Below are 15289 nucleotides of genomic sequence, written 5' to 3'. Positions count from 1 at the left end.
CTCCCTCGTGCGTCGTGAATTTGACTTGCCGGGACATCTTTCGTGCCGCCAATGTCCGCATTCTGGCACGCCAGCCTGGTGCAGGCACGGTCGACGCCATCAGGTCAAAGCATCGGGACTGCAGGTCAACCCTTTGTCGTGCAAAGTATAGGAACGATAAAGGGTTGAAGACTCAATGCACGATCAGAACGAGACGCCGAACTTGACGCCCCACAGACGGGGTTCGCCCAGTTGCGCGACCAGCGAGCCCGCCGCTATAGTGGTTTCGATCAATCGGGCGAAGTAGTCCTTTTTGAAGGCATTGGTCACGAATGCCTGCGCGTTATACTTCTCGTCTTCCGACTTCCACATGATGCGGAAGTTGACGACGCCGTAGGAGGGTACGTCCACCAAGGGGTCGTCGGTCAGAACGAAGTTCTGCTTCGCCTGCGCCCGCCCTTCGGCCTGAAGCGTGAAGACGCCGACTTGGTCGACCGGAATATGGTGCGCAAGTGTGGCGTTCACATTCCACTTCGGCGTCTGCGGAAGCGGCTTCCCCTGCAGCGGCATAATGCCCAGGTTCGGACTGCTGATGATAAGCGGCGACTTTGTAATTTCACTATGCAGAAGACCGCCCGACAGGCTGAAATTCCAGCGCTCGTTCGGCGTATAATTCAGTTCGGCTTCCGCGCCGTAAATCTCGGCTGTGCCGACATTCAGGAAGCGGGTCGAAGCGAGCGGCACTCCGGTGCTCAGGTCCACGGCACTCAGCACTTCCTGCTTGCCGTCGAAAAGATAATAGAAGGCCGCGAGGTTGAGCATCAACGTCCGGTCAAAGAACCGGTTCTTGCTGCCGATCTCGAAGGCATTGAGATGCTCCTGGCCCACCGGGCCGGTCAGGTTGGCGTTGGCTGCGATGCCAGCGGCGCTGGTGTCGAGATAGAATGCGTTATAGGCGACGCTCTTAGCACCGCGTGAGTAGCTGGCGTAGAGACTGTTATCGGTGGTCGGCTCCCAGGTCAGGCTCACCCGCCCAGTCACGTCCTTCGTTACCGGATCGGGATCAGCATAAAGATCGGGCCGAGCCTTGATGCGCGCCAGGATGTCGTTCGCGCCGACCTTGGCCTCCTTCAGCTCCCGGTTCTCGATCGTATAACGCGCTCCGGCTGAAAGCGTCCACCGATCGACGAACTCCCAATCGGCCTGCCCGAACACCGCACCGGATGTGGTATCAACGCGGACATTGGATCCGATCTGCAGGAGGTTCACACGCGCATTGGAACGGAGAACGGTAAGAATGTTGTTTTTCTTGCTGTCCTCATAGTAAAAAAGCCCGCCGACCCAATTCAGCCTATCGGTCGTACCCTGGATACGCAACTCGTCGCTGAATTGATGGGAGCGATTGCGAAACACTGCGATGAAGTTGGAGCCCTGCAGGCCGCTGGGTGTCGACGATTGATCCGCGTCAACACCAGTCCGTGATTTGAAGTCCGTGTAGTTGGCGATGTTGACTACGGACGCCCAGCCCAGATCCGTCTCGAACTTGCCGGTGAGCGAGGTCAGGTTTTGCTTGATTGCCAGTTCATCGCGGGACGCTTCGGTGATCGCGTCGCCGGAGTGCGGCTTGACCTGCCGAGGTTGCCCGCTGAGAACGACGGCATCAACGCATTGCGCGGCGAGTATTTCCGCCCGCGAGCAGCGCGCCCGTGAGGCGTCCCGCCATACTCCCAGACCAAAGGGAGGTGTGGATTCGGAATCGGTCTGGGACTGGGTCACCTGGAACCGGAACGTCGAGGCCTCGCCGATATCGAAGTCGGTCGTGCTGCGGAGGCTCCACACCTTCTTCGCCGCCAGCTTCTTCGGGGCGCCGGGCAGGGTTGCACGGTTGGTGAAGTGGCCGTCGTGCCGCTCGAACTGACCGGCGAGCCGGGTGCGAACCTTTTCGCCGAAGCCGCCGCTGACCACGCCGTTGACGTTCACCCAGTCATCCGAGCCATAGAGAACGCTGGCTTTGCCGGTGAACTCAGCGGTCGGCGCTGCCGAGACGAAGTGCACGAGACCGCCGGTGGTGTTGCGGCCGAACAGCGTGCCCTGCGGGCCACGCAGCACTTCGACCCGCTGCACATCGAAGATCTGACCCGACAGGCTGCTCTCGTCGCCAAGATAGACCTCGTCAACATAGACGGCGACCGAGCTCTCGTTGACGCGCGAAGCGGATCCTTCGCCACGAATGCCACGGATGTTCAAATCGGGCGCCGAATTGCCGCCGAGCCTGTAGGTGATGTTGAAGTTCGGCGTCTGCTGGGTAACCGACGTGAAGGTCGACAGGTTGAGGTTTTCCACCTGCTTGGCGGATACCACGCTCACCGAGACCGGCACGTCGATGACAGCCTGCTCGCGCCGCTGGGCGGTCACGACGATGTCCGTGCTCACTTCGCCTTCGATTGCCGGAGCCTTCGACGACGCCACGGCACTAACGGTTTCGCCGTTTCCCGCCTTCACGATCGCCAGAGCACCACTGCTGTCTTGCCTGACGGTGAAACCGGTGCCCGCGAGAATTGCGTCCAACGCCTGCTCTGCGGTTCGGACACCGCGCACGCCCGGCGAGCGAGCGGATTGGACTTCGGCGCGGTATATCACCTGACGCCCAGACTGACGCGCGAACATATCCAGCGCCGCCTTGAGCGGACCTGCGGGCACGTTGAACTCCCGCGTCTGCGCGGCCGTCGGCGCGGCGAGCGCTACGATGCTGCTGGTCGCGATTGCCGCGGCGAGTGTGCGGATCATATTCCCCCCTTTTGGACCGGGCAGATTTTTCAGCCCCACTCGCACCCGACAATCGAGCGTCCCAAAAGGGTAACATCGTCAGCTTGAAATCGTGATGCGATCGTCATCCTGTTCAAATTTGAGCCCGTACGCATCGTGCAGCAGCCGCGCGAACGCGCCGACATTGGAAGCCTGGAAAATGCCGCCGATCGGGATGTCCGCCGCCGACGGATCGATGATCAGCTGGGTGCGATTGTAGCGGTTGAACTCGGCCGCGGCTTCCGAGAGCGGGACCAGATTGAAGGTCAGCTTGCCGTCGCGCCAGGCAAGCGCGTTCTCGACACGCTCTTCGGACTTGGCTGCAATCAGCGTCGAGTCGCCGCGAGCAATTGCCGTGTCGCCGGCAGTGATGATCGCCCCGTTGGTGTAGCGGTTATGGCCGTCATCGATCCGCACACGGCCCTCGATGACGTTCACCGTCACCCGATCCTGGTCGCGCCGCACCGAGAACTTGGTGCCAAGCACAGTGATTGTCTGCTCGCCCGCATAAACCACGAACGGCTCGCCCTTACGGTGCGCAACCTCGAAATAGGCCTCGCCCGAGTCCAACCAGACAGCGCGCCTTTTGTCGTGAACCGCGGTGCGGACCACCGACTGGGTGTTGAGATCGATCTTGCTGCCGTCCGAGAGATTGATGACCTTGCGCCCGCCCACCGGCGTGTCAAAGCGCGCCTCCCGCAACTGCGGCTGATCGGCCAATTGGGGCGCGAATGAATAAGTGCCGATTCCAACCACAGCGAGGATGCTCGCCGCAATCGCTCCCAACCACCACCTGCCCATGGGCTGACGGCTGCTGCTGGAGTCAGGCTTGCCCCAGTCACCGAGCGACTTCACCCGCTCGGCCTCCGCCCAGCCATACTCGGCGCGCAGATAGGCTGCTCGGTTGGCCATGGACTCCCCGATCCAGGCGTCCAGCTCAGCTTGGTCGCCCTCCGACCAGTCCGGCTCGTCCTTGCGGATCAGCCAATCGATCGCCTTGTCCTCAATCGCGCGGTGTCGGCTCATGGCTGCATCTCCTGTGCCGAACGCCTGCTGAACCGTGGTCGAACGATCTTGCCGCTGCCCCCGACCATGTGGTCGATCAGTGCTTTCATCCCGTGTTTGAGCTGCTGGCGAATGGTCTCGGTCGAGACGCCGAGCGCTTCTGCGGCTTCCTGCGTCGACAGACCGTTCAGCTTCCGCAGCCGCACGACCTCGCGGCACCGCGGCGGCAGCTTGTCGATCCCGGCTATGGCGTGGCGAAGCTCGTCGCGCGCGGTCATTGCGCGGTCGGCCTCGAACATGTCGAAATTGGGTGTCTCGTGGTCGAGGTCCGCGATGATCTCGAAGGACACGATTCGAGACCGCTTGGCCTGGTTGATCAGGTGATTGCGCGCGAGCGTGTACATATAGGCGCGCGTATTGACCGGCAGCTCGCGCCGCGCGCCTACGAGCGCATGTTCATATATGTCCTGCCGCAATTCGAACACGTCTTCCGCCACCCTCCAATTTCTGCGCACATAGGCCGTCAGCGCCCGCTCGAGCGGGAGCACCTCTCGTTTGAACCATGCGTTAAGAGCGGCATCGTCGACCATCTGTCCGTCGAACATCCTCGCGTTATAGTTGACCGAAGAGAGGAGACAATTCTCCTTGCGAAATGGGTAACGCGATTATCTTTCCGACGCGGAAGATAAGCAGCCCCTAGATTTCTGGACGCCTTCGATCCTGATTTTGAAGACAGGAGGCGATGACGGGGAAGCCCATTTTAGCGATCAAGGGCGATACGGTGGCGCAGATCACCGAGAGTGGTTATCGGATAGCGGAGGTTTCACAGCGGCTCGGCGTCAGCCCCACTCGCTGTATTCGTGGAAGTGACAGTTGGCGAAGCTAGTGTCGGGCGATGCCGGCAAGGATGCCGAGATCCGTCAGTTGAAGCGCGAGCTAGTCCGGATGACCGAGGAGCCGATATCTTAAAAAGCCACCGCGTATTTCGCTCGAGATGCAAAGTAGGTCAGGAACGGGATGCTCTCACCCGTCGAGTTCGAACGGCAGTAGATTTTGAAAGCGGGGGCGCCTAGAAAACTAGGTCGTAAACCCATAAACGGCAGCGTGGGCTTGCAACGATCAGCGCTCCCGCTTCCGTCCGATCCTCCGCTTCTGCTTGGCCTTCGTCGCACTTACGCTGCGGTGATATTCAGGCGCCAGAGCGAACTTGTCGCGCACGTCCTTCGCGCGCAGTTGCGCGAACGCGAATTTCGACCGCGGCCGATACCGACATTCCCCTCCATGGCAGGTTCAATCCGGGCGGCTGGTCCGCCGATCTTCGGCCGGATAGTCCTCCGGGCGCACCTGCCCCACGACAGGTCGGTCAGCCACGTCCTCCTGCGGCTTGCCGCCGCGGGTGCGCGGATCGGGGTCCTGCTGGTTGGGCCGCCCGTCGCCCGCCGGGCCACGACGGGGAATATCCTCGGTTTGCCTGGCCTCAGGATCGAGCCGGTCATTGCGTTCCATTGTCATGCTCCTCTTTCAAAGCCACCGTTCAGCCCACGCCCTCGCGACGACGCTGTTCTTCATGCTGTTGGCGGACCGCACGTTCAGAACGCTCCTTTTCCGCCCGTGAGCGCCGGTTGTGGGCGATCGCCCAGACGAGCGCGAGCGCGAGCAGGATCGGGCCGATGATCGTGATGAGGCCCCACAGGCCGCTGCCATGTTCGGTCATGTCATCCCTTCTCCCGTTGTTGAGGGCAAAGCGATCGGCAGGCCCAGGCGTTCCGCTCGTTTAGCCGCCGCAACGGCCGAGCGCCCGCCCCATTTAACTCATGTTAAAATATTGAAATGAAAATCGAAATTATTGCCGGCGCATGAACTTGCCGTCGCCTTGGGCGTTCCGCAACGCGAACTCCTCGGAGGATTGCGATGCCCATTCGACCTGGACTTGAAGCAGCCAGCATAGGCCCGGCCTCGGCGCCAGGCCGATACTGATCGGGGGAAGCGATGACGATGAAGGCGGCAGCAAGGAGCAAAGAGAAACAGCTTCCCGGCGCCAGCCCCTATTTGCTTGCGCTGAGGGAAGAACTTGCCGATCGCTCGATGAAACGGCTCGCCATCTTCGCTCTGGGCGATCTGGCCGTGGAGGTAGCACAAGGGGCGGATTCGGTCTGGGCGCTGATCCGCCGGCCCGGCCTCGGCGGCTTTGCCCTGCGTGCCGCCTATGCGCCGGGGCTCACCGCGCGCAGGAAGCCGGCAAGCGACGCTGTGCTGATCGAAGTGAAAAGCCCGCTCGGCCGCCACGAGATATGGTTCGCGACCAGCGTTACCGATTTGCACCGGCTGCGGATGACGGTGAGGCTAACGCCTGCCGTCCCTCTCCTTATACCCTTCCTGCCGCGCGACCTCTATCCGCTCGATGTCCACGACGATCCGACCGGCGCCCGGGGACAGGTCGAAGCCGCTCAGCGCGGCGTTAACACGGGTCTCCTGTTCCTCCGCAGGGACGAGCCGGGAATGGGCAGCCTGCTCTATTTCCAGAACCTCACGGCGATGAACGGCTATTATCGTGCGACCGACACCGTTCCGGACGGCGTGGTGGGCGGCGAATGGCCAGAATTCGGCTACCTGCCCCCCTCGCCGCCCCAAAGCGGCACGCCGCCCACCAAGCCGCTCCCCCCCGGGGAAACGCTGACCATCTCCGACGCGATCCTCGTCTTTCGCGACATGCCGGCCCGCGACGAGCAGGATATGGCGAGGCTGTTCCTGCAACTGCTGGGCTCTGCCTATGCGGCGATCGACCGGCCGGATGTCGAATATCGCGACTGGACGGACCGCGCTGACCGCACACTTCAGGACCTGATCAACTCACCCAAGGCCACGGTCCGCCATTACGGGCATCTCTATGTCCACCCCTATACCGACAGCGAATATCCCGACGCCATGGTGCAGCTTTCGCTGATCGCCGCGCTTCATGACTATGCGAAATGGCGGGGCAAGCCGGTCGCGCTGGAAAGGTCGCTCCTTCAGGGCCTGCCGAAATTCTACGATGCGAAGCTGGGCTGCCTACGCCGCTACCTTCCCAATGTCGGGGAGGACAAGGATGCCGACGCGGTCGACAGCTGGTATCTGTATCACCCGCTGCTCAATCTTGCCCGCCTGGCGCTCGACGGTGTGGAAGAAGCAAAAGCCCTGCTTTTCGACTCGCTCGAATATGCGATCCGCGCGGCCCACCATTTCCACTATCGCTGGCCGATCCAGTTCAAGGTCGGCGACTTCTCGATCATTACCGCCACCGCCGCCGACGATCATGGGCAGACCGACGTCGGCGGCATCTATGCCTATGTAATGCTCCTCTGCTTCCAGCTGACTGACGACAAACGCTTCCTGGACGAAGCCCGCGCCGCGATCGAAGCGGCACGGGGCATGCGCTTCACCCTGAATTATCAGGCCAATCTCACCGCCTGGGGCGCGGCGGCCTGCCTCCGGCTGTGGCGGATCACCGACGAGCCCGATTATCTACAGCAGGGCTATGTCTATCTCGCCAGCTTCTTCCACAACACCGAGATATGGGAATCGGAGATCGGGGCGGCGCGCCATTACCATAATTTCCTGGGGGCCACCTGCCTTCAGGACGCGCCATATATGGCGATCTACGAATGTTTCGAGAGCTTCGCGGCGTTCGAGCGCCTGCTGGATGACGGAGGGCCCCGCCTCGAACCGGCTGTGCGCGCGCTGGTCAGCGAATATTGTCGCTATGCGCTCGATCGCGCCTGGTTCTACTATCCTGACACGCTGCCGCGAAAGATACTGGCGACTAAGATCCGCAATGGTCATATCGACCCGAAGCTGTCCTTCCCGCTCGAGGATATCTATGCCGACGGACAAGCTGCGGGACAGGTTGGGCAGGAGATTTACGGCGCCGGTGCCGCGTTTGTCTTCGCCACTCGCTCGGAGCATTGGGTGACGGATGCGCCGTTCCGGCTTTTCTGCAACCAGTTCCTGCGCGGCATCGAACGGACCGGGGAGCATGCCCTGGCGATCCAGCTCGACGGGGCTGAGGGCTACGGCGCCGATCTGTCGGTCATCCGCCTGCCGCGCCGGCGCATGCCGCGCCTCACCCTATGCACCGCTGACGGCGATCCGATCAAGCCGCGGCGGCGGCGGCCGGACCGGGTCGATTACCGGGTCCCGGCCGAAGGCCGCCTGGTCCTGCAATGGCTGCCAGCGACCGGAAAGGCTCGTGGAGACTCCTGACGATGCGCCATCGTCCCCGCGCGCTGGCCGCGCCGCTCAGGGGTGTTTGAGCCGCGTCTCCACCCTGATCATTGATACCGCCGTCCGGCGCGGCTGGCGCAGCATGAAATGTGCGGCCACCGCGATATCCTCGGACCGCAGCATGCGGTGCCCGTTGATCAGTTCGACCTGCTTCTCTGGCGGGTAATCGGGATATTGGAAATCGGCGCCGGTGAAGCCCGGTTCGATCAGCCCGACCTTTATGTCCTTCTCGGACAGCTCCTTGCGAAGCGCCACGGCGAAGCCCTCGATCCCCGCCTTGGCCGCGACATAGATGGAGGAACCGGGCGACTGCGACACGGCCGACATCGATCCGATCAGGATCACGTCGCTACCCGCCGCCATCCGTCTCGCCGCCTTGCGCGTGCAGGCCAGATAGGCCGTCAGATCGGTGGCGGTCTGATAGTAGAGTTCGTCCTCGGACGTATCTTCCAGCGCCCCGGCCGGGACGGCGGCGTTGATCACGGCGATATCCGGGCGGCCCAGATAGTCATCCGCCTTGGCGAAGAAGCGATCGACCTCCTCGCGGCGCGACAGGTCGACATTGACGCCGTCGCCCTCCCCCACCTCGCGAATGCGCCGCAGCGCGTCGTCGAGATGCTCGGGCGTCCGTCCGCAGATGAAGACACGCGCGCCCTCGCCGGCCAGCAGTATGGCGATGGCGCGGCCGATACCGGTCGTGCCCCCGGTAATCACCGCCTTGCGCCCCTGGAGCGAAGGATATTCGGTGTGGGCATCGGTCATGGGGATATTGCCGTTCATCCTCTTCTCCCGTCGGCGGGCTGACATCCGGTGCCGCGTCCCTCGTTCAAGCCTGTGGGAAGCTCGCATGTTCCTCGGCTCGGCGCAGATCGAGTGCGTTATGTCTCGGGCCGTCCGTGAGAAGCCCAAATAATCTTTGATCAGTGGACCTTGTGGAAGGCTTGGCGGTTCTCGCACCAGGACAAACTGCGCGAGAATCCCCATGACCGGCACAGATCCTCTCCCTGCTCCGCCTCTTCGATCGGGCTACACCGGCGATGAGGAATCGAGCCGGATCAAGGCAGGGCCGCAGGTCCGGCGCGAGGCTGCGGCGGCAGAGGAAAACCGCGGCAGACGCGCCCCGCAGCAGGGCAGCGGCGTGGTGATCGGCAGCGGCGCGGGTGCTGGCGGCTCGGGCGGAGCCGAGGATTTCGACAGCGATCCCGCGGGAGGGGGCGGCGACCTGTCTCCCCGCCCCGTCGATGATCAACCCCGGACCGGTGCGGACGCTCCGGTCGGCGGGAGCCGCTGAGGTCGCGCGGCATTCCGGTTTCACGTCATGACAGGATGGAGATCAATATATGGGTTCTTGCCCTACCGCCACGGCCCTGATCGCCGCGGGACTGGTACTGGCCGGCTGCAACATGCGCGGAGACCAGGCCGGACCCAACAGCAGCGAGGAGAAGGTGGGGAACACCGCCCTCGCCGAACCGGTGGACCGCGACCCGATCAGTTCCACCCCGGGTGCTGCGCCCGACGATAGCCAGGTCGAACCGCGCGATCCGGTAACGCGATAGGACGGCCCGGGCCCGGGCGCTGGCTGCGGTGGCGGCCAGCTTCCGGGCGACCGTCACGAAGGCACTCTCACGCTTCTGCCGAAGCGGCATGACATGGCTAGATGACGGCGGCGACCAGCCCCAGCGATACCGCCTCCTCGGCTTCAATATACCAGTTGCCAGGCGCGCGCTTCAGCACCTCTTCCATCGATACATGACTGCCCCGGATCAGGTTTTCGAACCCTTCATTCTGGATGGCGATCGAGCTTCTGATCTCGTTGAGGGTGGCCTCCACCGCTGCGATGCAACTCGTCAGTGGCCCATTGATCTCAAGCGTCTTCGATAGGTTGCGCTCATGGACCATCAGCCTGGTGCCGCGGGTGAGGTAGCGGTTGTCGCGGGCGAAGAAGCTCATGAACGTCGTGCCGGCCGAATAGAGCGCTGCCTTGCCCAGCAGCACGATCCGCCGCGACGGCTCCAGATCGCTGTGGAAGCGGATGTCTTCGCCCATCATCCGGGCGACTTCGGGATCTCCGCCCAAGGTCGACAGCTCGATGGTAAGGACGGTTCCACCGGCCCGCTCGGACAGCGCCCGCTCCAGCTTGGTCCGGAAATCATTGTACATGTCATAATCGACCTCCCCGGATAGCAATATCGCGGGGTCCTTGAAGTCGTGCGCCGTGAGCATCGGCACCGATGCCATCCCGTTTCTCCTCGTCTAGATGTGATGAAAGACCGCGCCGACCACGGCGATCCGCTCGACGTCGCGATAGGCCGGCGCGTCAAGCTCCTCGCCGAATATGTCCGGATCAATCTCCCGATAGTCCATGTGACAGCCGGCCCGGACGGCCACCTCGGACAGCGCGGCCCGAAGCCGATCCTCGCCCCTGACGATGGCACTTCCCGTATAGAGGATCATCCGCCCGCCCCTCGCGAGCCTGCCCAGCGCCTCGCGGGTCATGTCGAGCGCGACCTGCCCGCCATACATCCCCCCGCCGTCCCGATAATCCCGTCCGGCGGAGTCGACGATATAGGGCGGATTGGCGAGCGCGACGTCGATCGGTACGGCGACCCTTGCCAGGTCGGCAGCTTGAACGAAGGTCGCACTCACCCCGGCGGCACGGGCGTTGATCGCCGCAAGGCGAAGCGCCACCGGGTTGATGTCGGTCATCGTCACCCTGGCATCGTCGGACAGATGCGCGGCCGTGATGGCGCCTACCCCGGCGCCGGCGCCGATATCGACGACATGCCCGCCCGCAGGAACCGGCTCGCTGCGCAATTCACGCGCGATCAGATCGGCGAAGCGATAGCTGTCCGGCCCGAAGAACACCGAATCCTCGGCCAGTGTCGGGTAGGCGGAATGAAGATAGAGATCACCACCGAGTGACGAAATCCGATAGCGGCTGCGGCGACGGCCGTCGGGGAGCTGTTCCAACGCGCCTGCCTTTTCGAGAATCTCCAAGAGGGCGCTGTCGAGCAGACCATCCGTAAACGGCAGGCTCCAGCCCAGCACATCGCGGATATCGCGCGCTTGTGAAGGCAGGCGATATAGGACGCGGGCATGGGTCGCCGGGGTCGGCGTCACGAAACTATAGCCCCGTGCGGAGAGAAGCTCCAGCAACAGGAACAGGGCATCCTCATCGTACGGATCGGGCCCCGGAGTAGAAGGGGACGGGGACAAGCTGGCCATATGGCGCACAACGCCGATCGGCTATTATGGTTTCTAACCAGCCACTTAGGAACCAAAGATAAGCTGGCGCGCTTTTATCGGCATGAAGCTCGATTTCCTCGGACTGGGCGCGCGCCCTCTCGCGCCGACCCGGCGATTTGCCGTTACCAGCGAAACCGACCGACTGACCGACGTGATGCTCTGCCGACCCTCCTATCTCGCCCCGGTGCCTTGTTGCGCAGTCACCCGGCAGAGCCTGGCAGACGGTTTCACCCTGTCCGTGGATCGCGCCACCGCACAGCACCGCGCGCTCCAGGCCGCTCTCGAGCGCCACAATGTCCGCTGCCATCTCCTGCCGCCCGATCCCGCCCTGCCCGACATGTGCTTCACGCGGGACGCGTTGCTGACCTCGCCCTGGGGCCTGATTAAGCTTCGCCCCGCGACGCCGCATCGCCGCGAGGAGGCCGACCGCGCGTTCGATTTCGCACGCGGGCTCGGTGCGCCGCCGGCCGCCTATGTGCGTCAGGGCCGGATCGAGGGCGGCGACATTGCAATCGTGCGATCCGGACTGGTGGTCATCGGATGGTCGGGCGAACGGACGGACTGGACCGGGGCGGAGGCGCTGGCCGAAATCTTCCGGGGACAGCGCTGGGACGTTATTACCTACGCTTTCGATCCCGAACTCCTGCATCTCGATACCCAATTCTGCATGGTGGACGAAGGCGTGGCGCTCGCCTGTATCGAGTTGCTCGATCCGGCCTTCGTCCGGCAGATCGAGGAGCAGGGAATAGAGCTGATCGCGGTCGAGCCGGCTGAATCGCGTCGGCTGGGCTGCAATATTCTGTCGCTGGGCCAGCGCAGGATCATCTCGTCCGCGGCGAACGACCGGATCAACGGCGTGCTGCGTGGCCGCGGATTCGATGTCGAGGCGGTCGATATCGACCAGTTCACCCGCTGTGGTGGCGGCATCCACTGCCTGACCATGCCGCTCGCACGCGCCATGTGACGGTGATCACCGCGCGAATCGCGGCGAATCGGCATAAGAGGCATCAAGGGGCTTGCAGGGGAGTATTCCTGTGGCTGTGTTGCATTATCCGTTCACCACGACGCTTGCCCTCGCGGTCGGCCTGTTCCTGTTCGTCGCGCTGCGCCTCATTGTCGGTGCCGGACGCCGGGCGCCGCGCCGTCAGGCGGGATTCCGCAGGTTCGAAGCGAAATGCCGGCTTGTCCGGACGCGTATCCGCACCCGGCAGGCCAGCTTCCAGTACTGAGCTTCAGGCGATTGTCAGGCCGGAACCTTGGCCAGCATGTCGCGCACCGAGGCCACCGCATCGGCGGCCTTGTCGCCATCGGGACCGCCGCCCTGCGCCATGTCGGGGCGGCCACCGCCGCCCTGCCCGCCCAGCGCCGCCACCGCGGCCTTGACCAGGTCGACCGCGCTGATCCGATCCGTGAGGTCGGCGGTGACGCCCGCCGCGACGCTGGCGCGTCCCTCGTTGACCGCGACGATCACCGACACGCCTGATCCAAGCGACGCCTTGGCCTCATCGACCAACCCGCGCAGCCCCTTGGGATCGAGCCCCTCGACGACCTGGGGCAGGAACTTCACCCCGGCGACATGCTCCGGGCCCGCCGCATCGACCTTGGCCGCCCCGCCGCCCAGCGCCAGCGCCTTCTTCGCCTCGGCCAGCTCACGCTCGAGCTTGCGGCGCTCGTCGACCAGCGCGGCGATGCGCGCGGGGACGTCGTCGGGCGAGGTCTTGAGCGCGGCGGCGGCGGCCTTGAGCTGGTCGTCGCGATGGACGAGCCACAGCCGGGCGGCCTCGCCGGTCAGTGCCTCGATCCGGCGCACGCCGCTGGAGACGGCGCTTTCCGAGACAATCTTGAGCAGGGCAATGTCGCCAAGCGCCGAGACATGGGTGCCGCCGCACAGCTCTACCGAATAGCTCTTCTCGTCCCCGCGCCCCATCGACAGGACGCGGACCTCCTCGCCATATTTCTCGCCGAACAGTGCCATCGCGCCGGCCGCGATCGCATCGTCGGGGGTCATCAGCCGGGTGGTGACCGCGTCATTCTCGCGGATGTGGCGGTTCACCTCGGCCTCGATCGCGGCGATGTCCTCAGGGGTCAGCGCCTTGGGGTGCGAGAAATCGAAGCGGAAGCGGTCGGCCGCGACGAGGCTGCCCTTCTGGGTGACGTGGCCGCCAAGACGGTTGCGCAGCGCGGCATGCAGCAGGTGGGTCGCCGAATGGTTGGCGCGGATGCGGCTGCGGCGGTCGCCGTCGACCGTCAGGTGCAGCGCATCGCCGATCTTCACCGACCCGCTCACCACCTTGCCACGATGCGCGTGGAGCCGGCCGAGCGGCTTGGCGGTATCCTCGACCGCGATCTCCAGGCCATTGTCGCCGGTGATCGTGCCCGCGTCGCCCATCTGGCCGCCGCTCTCGCCGTAGAAGGGAGTCTGGTTGGTGACGAGCACCACCTCATCCCCGGCGGCGGCGGTATCTACGCGCTTGCCGTCCCTGACGATGGCGAGCAGCTGGCCCTCGCCTTGCTCGCTGACATAGCCGGTGAACTCGGTAGAGCCATATTCCTCGGCGATGTCGAACCACACCTCGTCCGACGCCTTCTCGCCCGATCCCTTCCAGGCGGCGCGCGCGGCGGCCTTCTGCTCGGCCATCGCGGCATCGAAGCCGGCACGGTCGACGCCCAGATCCTGCGCGCGGAGCGCATCCTCGGTCAGGTCATAGGGAAAGCCGAAGGTATCGTAGAGCTTGAACGCGACCGCACCGGGCAGCACGTCGCCCTTGTTCATGCTGCCGGTCGCCTCGTCGAGCAGGCGGAGACCGTTGGCGAGGGTCTGACGGAAGCGGGTCTCCTCCAGCTTCAGCGTCTCCTCGATCAGCGGCTGCGCGCGAACCAGATCGGGATAGGCGGCGCCCATCTCGGCGACGAGGCTGGGCACTAGGCGATGCATCAGCGGCTCGGCTGCACCCAGCAGATGGGCGTGGCGCATTGCGCGGCGCATGATCCGGCGCAGCACATAGCCGCGCCCCTCGTTTGCCGGCAGCACGCCGTCGGCGACGAGGAAACCCGATGCGCGCAGATGATCGGCAATCACGCGGTGCGAGGCCTTGTTGGCGCCGTCGGTCGCCGTCTTCGTCAGCTCGCCCGAGGCTGCGATCAGCGCCTTGAAGGTGTCGGTGTCGTAATTGTCGTGGACGCCCTGCAACACGGCGGCGATCCGTTCCAGCCCCATGCCGGTGTCGATCGAGGGCTTGGGCAGGTCGATCCGGGTCTCCTTGTCGACCTGCTCATATTGCATGAAGACGAGGTTCCAGATCTCGACAAAGCGGTCGCCGTCCTCCTCCGCGCTGCCGGGAGGGCCGCCGTAGATATGGTCGCCATGGTCGTAGAAGATTTCGGAACAGGGGCCGCAGGGGCCGGTATCGCCCATCGACCAGAAATTGTCCGAGGTCGGGATGCGGATGATCCGGCTTTCGGGCATGCCGATCTTCTTCCAGAGATCGAACGCCTCGTCATCGGTGTGGTAGACGGTGACGGTCAGCTTGTCCTGGGGAATGCCCCAGGTGCCGGTCAGCAGGCTCCACGCCAGCGTGATCGCCCGTTCCTTGAAATAGTCGCCGAACGAGAAGTTGCCGAGCATCTCGAAGAAGGTGTGGTGCCGGGCGGTATAGCCGACATTGTCGAGATCATTGTGCTTGCCGCCGGCGCGCACGCACTTCTGCGACGAGGCAGCGGTCGAATAGGGCCGCGTCTCCAGCCCGGTGAAGACGTTCTTGAATGGCACCATGCCCGCATTGACGAACATCAGGGTCGGATCGTTGTGCGGCACCAGCGGCGCCGAGGCAACCGGCGCATGGCCTTCCTTCGCGAAATGATCGAGGAAGGAGCGGCGGATATCGTTCGTCGAGGTCATGGGTGCGACTTAGGCGAGCAGGGGCCGCTTCTCAAGCGGGTACGCGGCCACGGCGGCATATTCGGGCATCCAAGGTTTACTGCATGTGGCCGCTCG

The 15289-nt window shown here is 64.0% G+C and carries 14 protein-coding genes and 1 pseudogene; 6 read left to right on the top strand and 9 right to left on the bottom strand.

Annotated features, from left to right (window positions below; translation table 11 throughout):
- Positions 1–183: 183 nt before the first annotated feature.
- The 3 genes from CMV14_RS12540 to CMV14_RS12530 form a co-directional block, all read right to left on the bottom strand.
- On the bottom strand, positions 184–2766 hold the full coding sequence (locus tag CMV14_RS12540; protein WP_066959265.1) for a TonB-dependent receptor: 2583 nt from the start codon (positions 2764–2766) through the stop codon (positions 184–186).
- 78 nt (positions 2767–2844) lie between these two features.
- Complete coding sequence (locus CMV14_RS12535) at positions 2845–3810, bottom strand: FecR family protein (protein ID WP_066959263.1); 966 nt, start codon at positions 3808–3810, stop codon at positions 2845–2847.
- On the bottom strand, positions 3807–4379 hold the full coding sequence (locus CMV14_RS12530; RefSeq protein ID WP_066959347.1) for an RNA polymerase sigma factor: 573 nt from the start codon (positions 4377–4379) through the stop codon (positions 3807–3809). The genes CMV14_RS12535 and CMV14_RS12530 overlap by 4 nt, the downstream gene beginning before the upstream one ends.
- Before the next feature lie 152 nt (positions 4380–4531).
- Between CMV14_RS12530 and CMV14_RS27580 the strand changes: the two are divergent.
- Positions 4532–4653, top strand: a pseudogene (locus tag CMV14_RS27580) (transposase); the annotation flags it as partial.
- A gap of 426 nt (positions 4654–5079) precedes the next feature.
- Here CMV14_RS27580 and CMV14_RS12525 read toward each other — a convergent pair.
- Complete coding sequence (locus CMV14_RS12525) at positions 5080–5295, bottom strand: hypothetical protein (protein WP_066959257.1); 216 nt, start codon at positions 5293–5295, stop codon at positions 5080–5082.
- Positions 5296–5323: 28 nt separating this feature from the next.
- Positions 5324–5503 carry a hypothetical protein gene (locus tag CMV14_RS12520; protein WP_066959256.1) on the bottom strand — a complete coding sequence of 60 codons (180 nt, stop codon included), beginning with the start codon at positions 5501–5503 and terminating at the stop codon, positions 5324–5326.
- A 281-nt stretch (positions 5504–5784) separates the two neighbouring features.
- On the opposite strand from CMV14_RS12520, the gene CMV14_RS12515 reads away from it, so the two are divergent.
- Positions 5785–8028: a hypothetical protein gene (locus tag CMV14_RS12515; protein WP_066959345.1), complete on the top strand. Its 2244-nt coding sequence runs from the start codon at positions 5785–5787 to the stop codon at positions 8026–8028.
- Positions 8029–8064: 36 nt separating this feature from the next.
- Here CMV14_RS12515 and CMV14_RS12510 read toward each other — a convergent pair whose 3' ends face one another.
- Positions 8065–8829, bottom strand: a complete 765-nt coding sequence (locus tag CMV14_RS12510) for an SDR family oxidoreductase (protein WP_066959254.1) — start codon at positions 8827–8829, stop codon at positions 8065–8067.
- Between the two features lie 202 nt (positions 8830–9031).
- Between CMV14_RS12510 and CMV14_RS12505 the strand changes: the two genes are divergently transcribed.
- Together CMV14_RS12505 and CMV14_RS26465 are read left to right on the top strand one after the other, a co-directional pair.
- The gene (locus CMV14_RS12505; protein WP_066959252.1) at positions 9032–9340 is read left to right on the top strand and encodes a hypothetical protein; all 309 of its coding nucleotides are present in this window, start codon (positions 9032–9034) and stop codon (positions 9338–9340) included.
- Between the two features lie 49 nt (positions 9341–9389).
- Entirely contained in the window at positions 9390–9605 is a 216-nt protein-coding gene (locus tag CMV14_RS26465; protein ID WP_139114667.1) for a hypothetical protein, read from the top strand.
- Positions 9606–9702: 97 nt separating this feature from the next.
- Here CMV14_RS26465 and CMV14_RS12495 read toward each other — a convergent pair whose 3' ends face one another.
- Positions 9703–10287 (bottom strand): ClpP family protease, encoded by a 585-nt coding sequence (locus tag CMV14_RS12495; protein WP_066959248.1) that lies wholly within the window; start codon positions 10285–10287, stop codon positions 9703–9705.
- A 15-nt stretch (positions 10288–10302) separates the two neighbouring features.
- A complete protein-coding gene (locus CMV14_RS12490) occupies positions 10303–11274 on the bottom strand; it encodes a methyltransferase (RefSeq protein ID WP_066959246.1) in 972 nt (323 codons plus the stop codon).
- A gap of 82 nt (positions 11275–11356) precedes the next feature.
- On the opposite strand from CMV14_RS12490, the gene CMV14_RS12485 reads away from it, so the two are divergent.
- Both CMV14_RS12485 and CMV14_RS12480 read left to right on the top strand, forming a co-directional pair.
- Positions 11357–12259 (top strand): dimethylarginine dimethylaminohydrolase family protein, encoded by a 903-nt coding sequence (locus CMV14_RS12485; protein ID WP_066959244.1) that lies wholly within the window; start codon positions 11357–11359, stop codon positions 12257–12259.
- Between the two features lie 70 nt (positions 12260–12329).
- A complete protein-coding gene (locus CMV14_RS12480) occupies positions 12330–12524 on the top strand; it encodes a hypothetical protein (RefSeq protein ID WP_139114666.1) in 195 nt (64 codons plus the stop codon).
- A 14-nt stretch (positions 12525–12538) separates the two neighbouring features.
- Here the strand turns inward: CMV14_RS12480 and alaS are convergent, their stop codons facing one another.
- Entirely contained in the window at positions 12539–15193 is a 2655-nt protein-coding gene (gene alaS, locus CMV14_RS12475) for an alanine--tRNA ligase (protein ID WP_066959241.1), read from the bottom strand.
- Between the last annotated feature and the right edge of the window lie 96 nt (positions 15194–15289).

The sequence above is a fragment of the Rhizorhabdus dicambivorans genome (assembly GCF_002355275.1).
GTDB lineage: Bacteria > Pseudomonadota > Alphaproteobacteria > Sphingomonadales > Sphingomonadaceae > Rhizorhabdus > Rhizorhabdus dicambivorans.
This window is presented reverse-complemented; position numbering and strand designations above follow the sequence as displayed.

What these genes read in the sequence shown, in the direction of transcription:
- CMV14_RS12540 (WP_066959265.1), bottom strand. Translation starts at nt 2,766, where the DNA reads ATGATCCGCACACTCGCCGCGGCAATCGCGACCAGCAGCATCGTAGCG.
- CMV14_RS12535 (WP_066959263.1), bottom strand. Translation starts at nt 3,810, where the DNA reads ATGAGCCGACACCGCGCGATTGAGGACAAGGCGATCGATTGGCTGATC.
- CMV14_RS12530 (WP_066959347.1), bottom strand. Translation starts at nt 4,379, where the DNA reads ATGGTCGACGATGCCGCTCTTAACGCATGGTTCAAACGAGAGGTGCTC.
- CMV14_RS12525 (WP_066959257.1), bottom strand. Translation starts at nt 5,295, where the DNA reads ATGGAACGCAATGACCGGCTCGATCCTGAGGCCAGGCAAACCGAGGAT.
- CMV14_RS12520 (WP_066959256.1), bottom strand. Translation starts at nt 5,503, where the DNA reads ATGACCGAACATGGCAGCGGCCTGTGGGGCCTCATCACGATCATCGGC.
- CMV14_RS12515 (WP_066959345.1), top strand. Translation starts at nt 5,785, where the DNA reads ATGAAGGCGGCAGCAAGGAGCAAAGAGAAACAGCTTCCCGGCGCCAGC.
- CMV14_RS12510 (WP_066959254.1), bottom strand. Translation starts at nt 8,829, where the DNA reads ATGAACGGCAATATCCCCATGACCGATGCCCACACCGAATATCCTTCG.
- CMV14_RS12505 (WP_066959252.1), top strand. Translation starts at nt 9,032, where the DNA reads ATGACCGGCACAGATCCTCTCCCTGCTCCGCCTCTTCGATCGGGCTAC.
- CMV14_RS26465 (WP_139114667.1), top strand. Translation starts at nt 9,390, where the DNA reads ATGGGTTCTTGCCCTACCGCCACGGCCCTGATCGCCGCGGGACTGGTA.
- CMV14_RS12495 (WP_066959248.1), bottom strand. Translation starts at nt 10,287, where the DNA reads ATGGCATCGGTGCCGATGCTCACGGCGCACGACTTCAAGGACCCCGCG.
- CMV14_RS12490 (WP_066959246.1), bottom strand. Translation starts at nt 11,274, where the DNA reads ATGGCCAGCTTGTCCCCGTCCCCTTCTACTCCGGGGCCCGATCCGTAC.
- CMV14_RS12485 (WP_066959244.1), top strand. Translation starts at nt 11,357, where the DNA reads ATGAAGCTCGATTTCCTCGGACTGGGCGCGCGCCCTCTCGCGCCGACC.
- alaS (WP_066959241.1), bottom strand. Translation starts at nt 15,193, where the DNA reads ATGACCTCGACGAACGATATCCGCCGCTCCTTCCTCGATCATTTCGCG.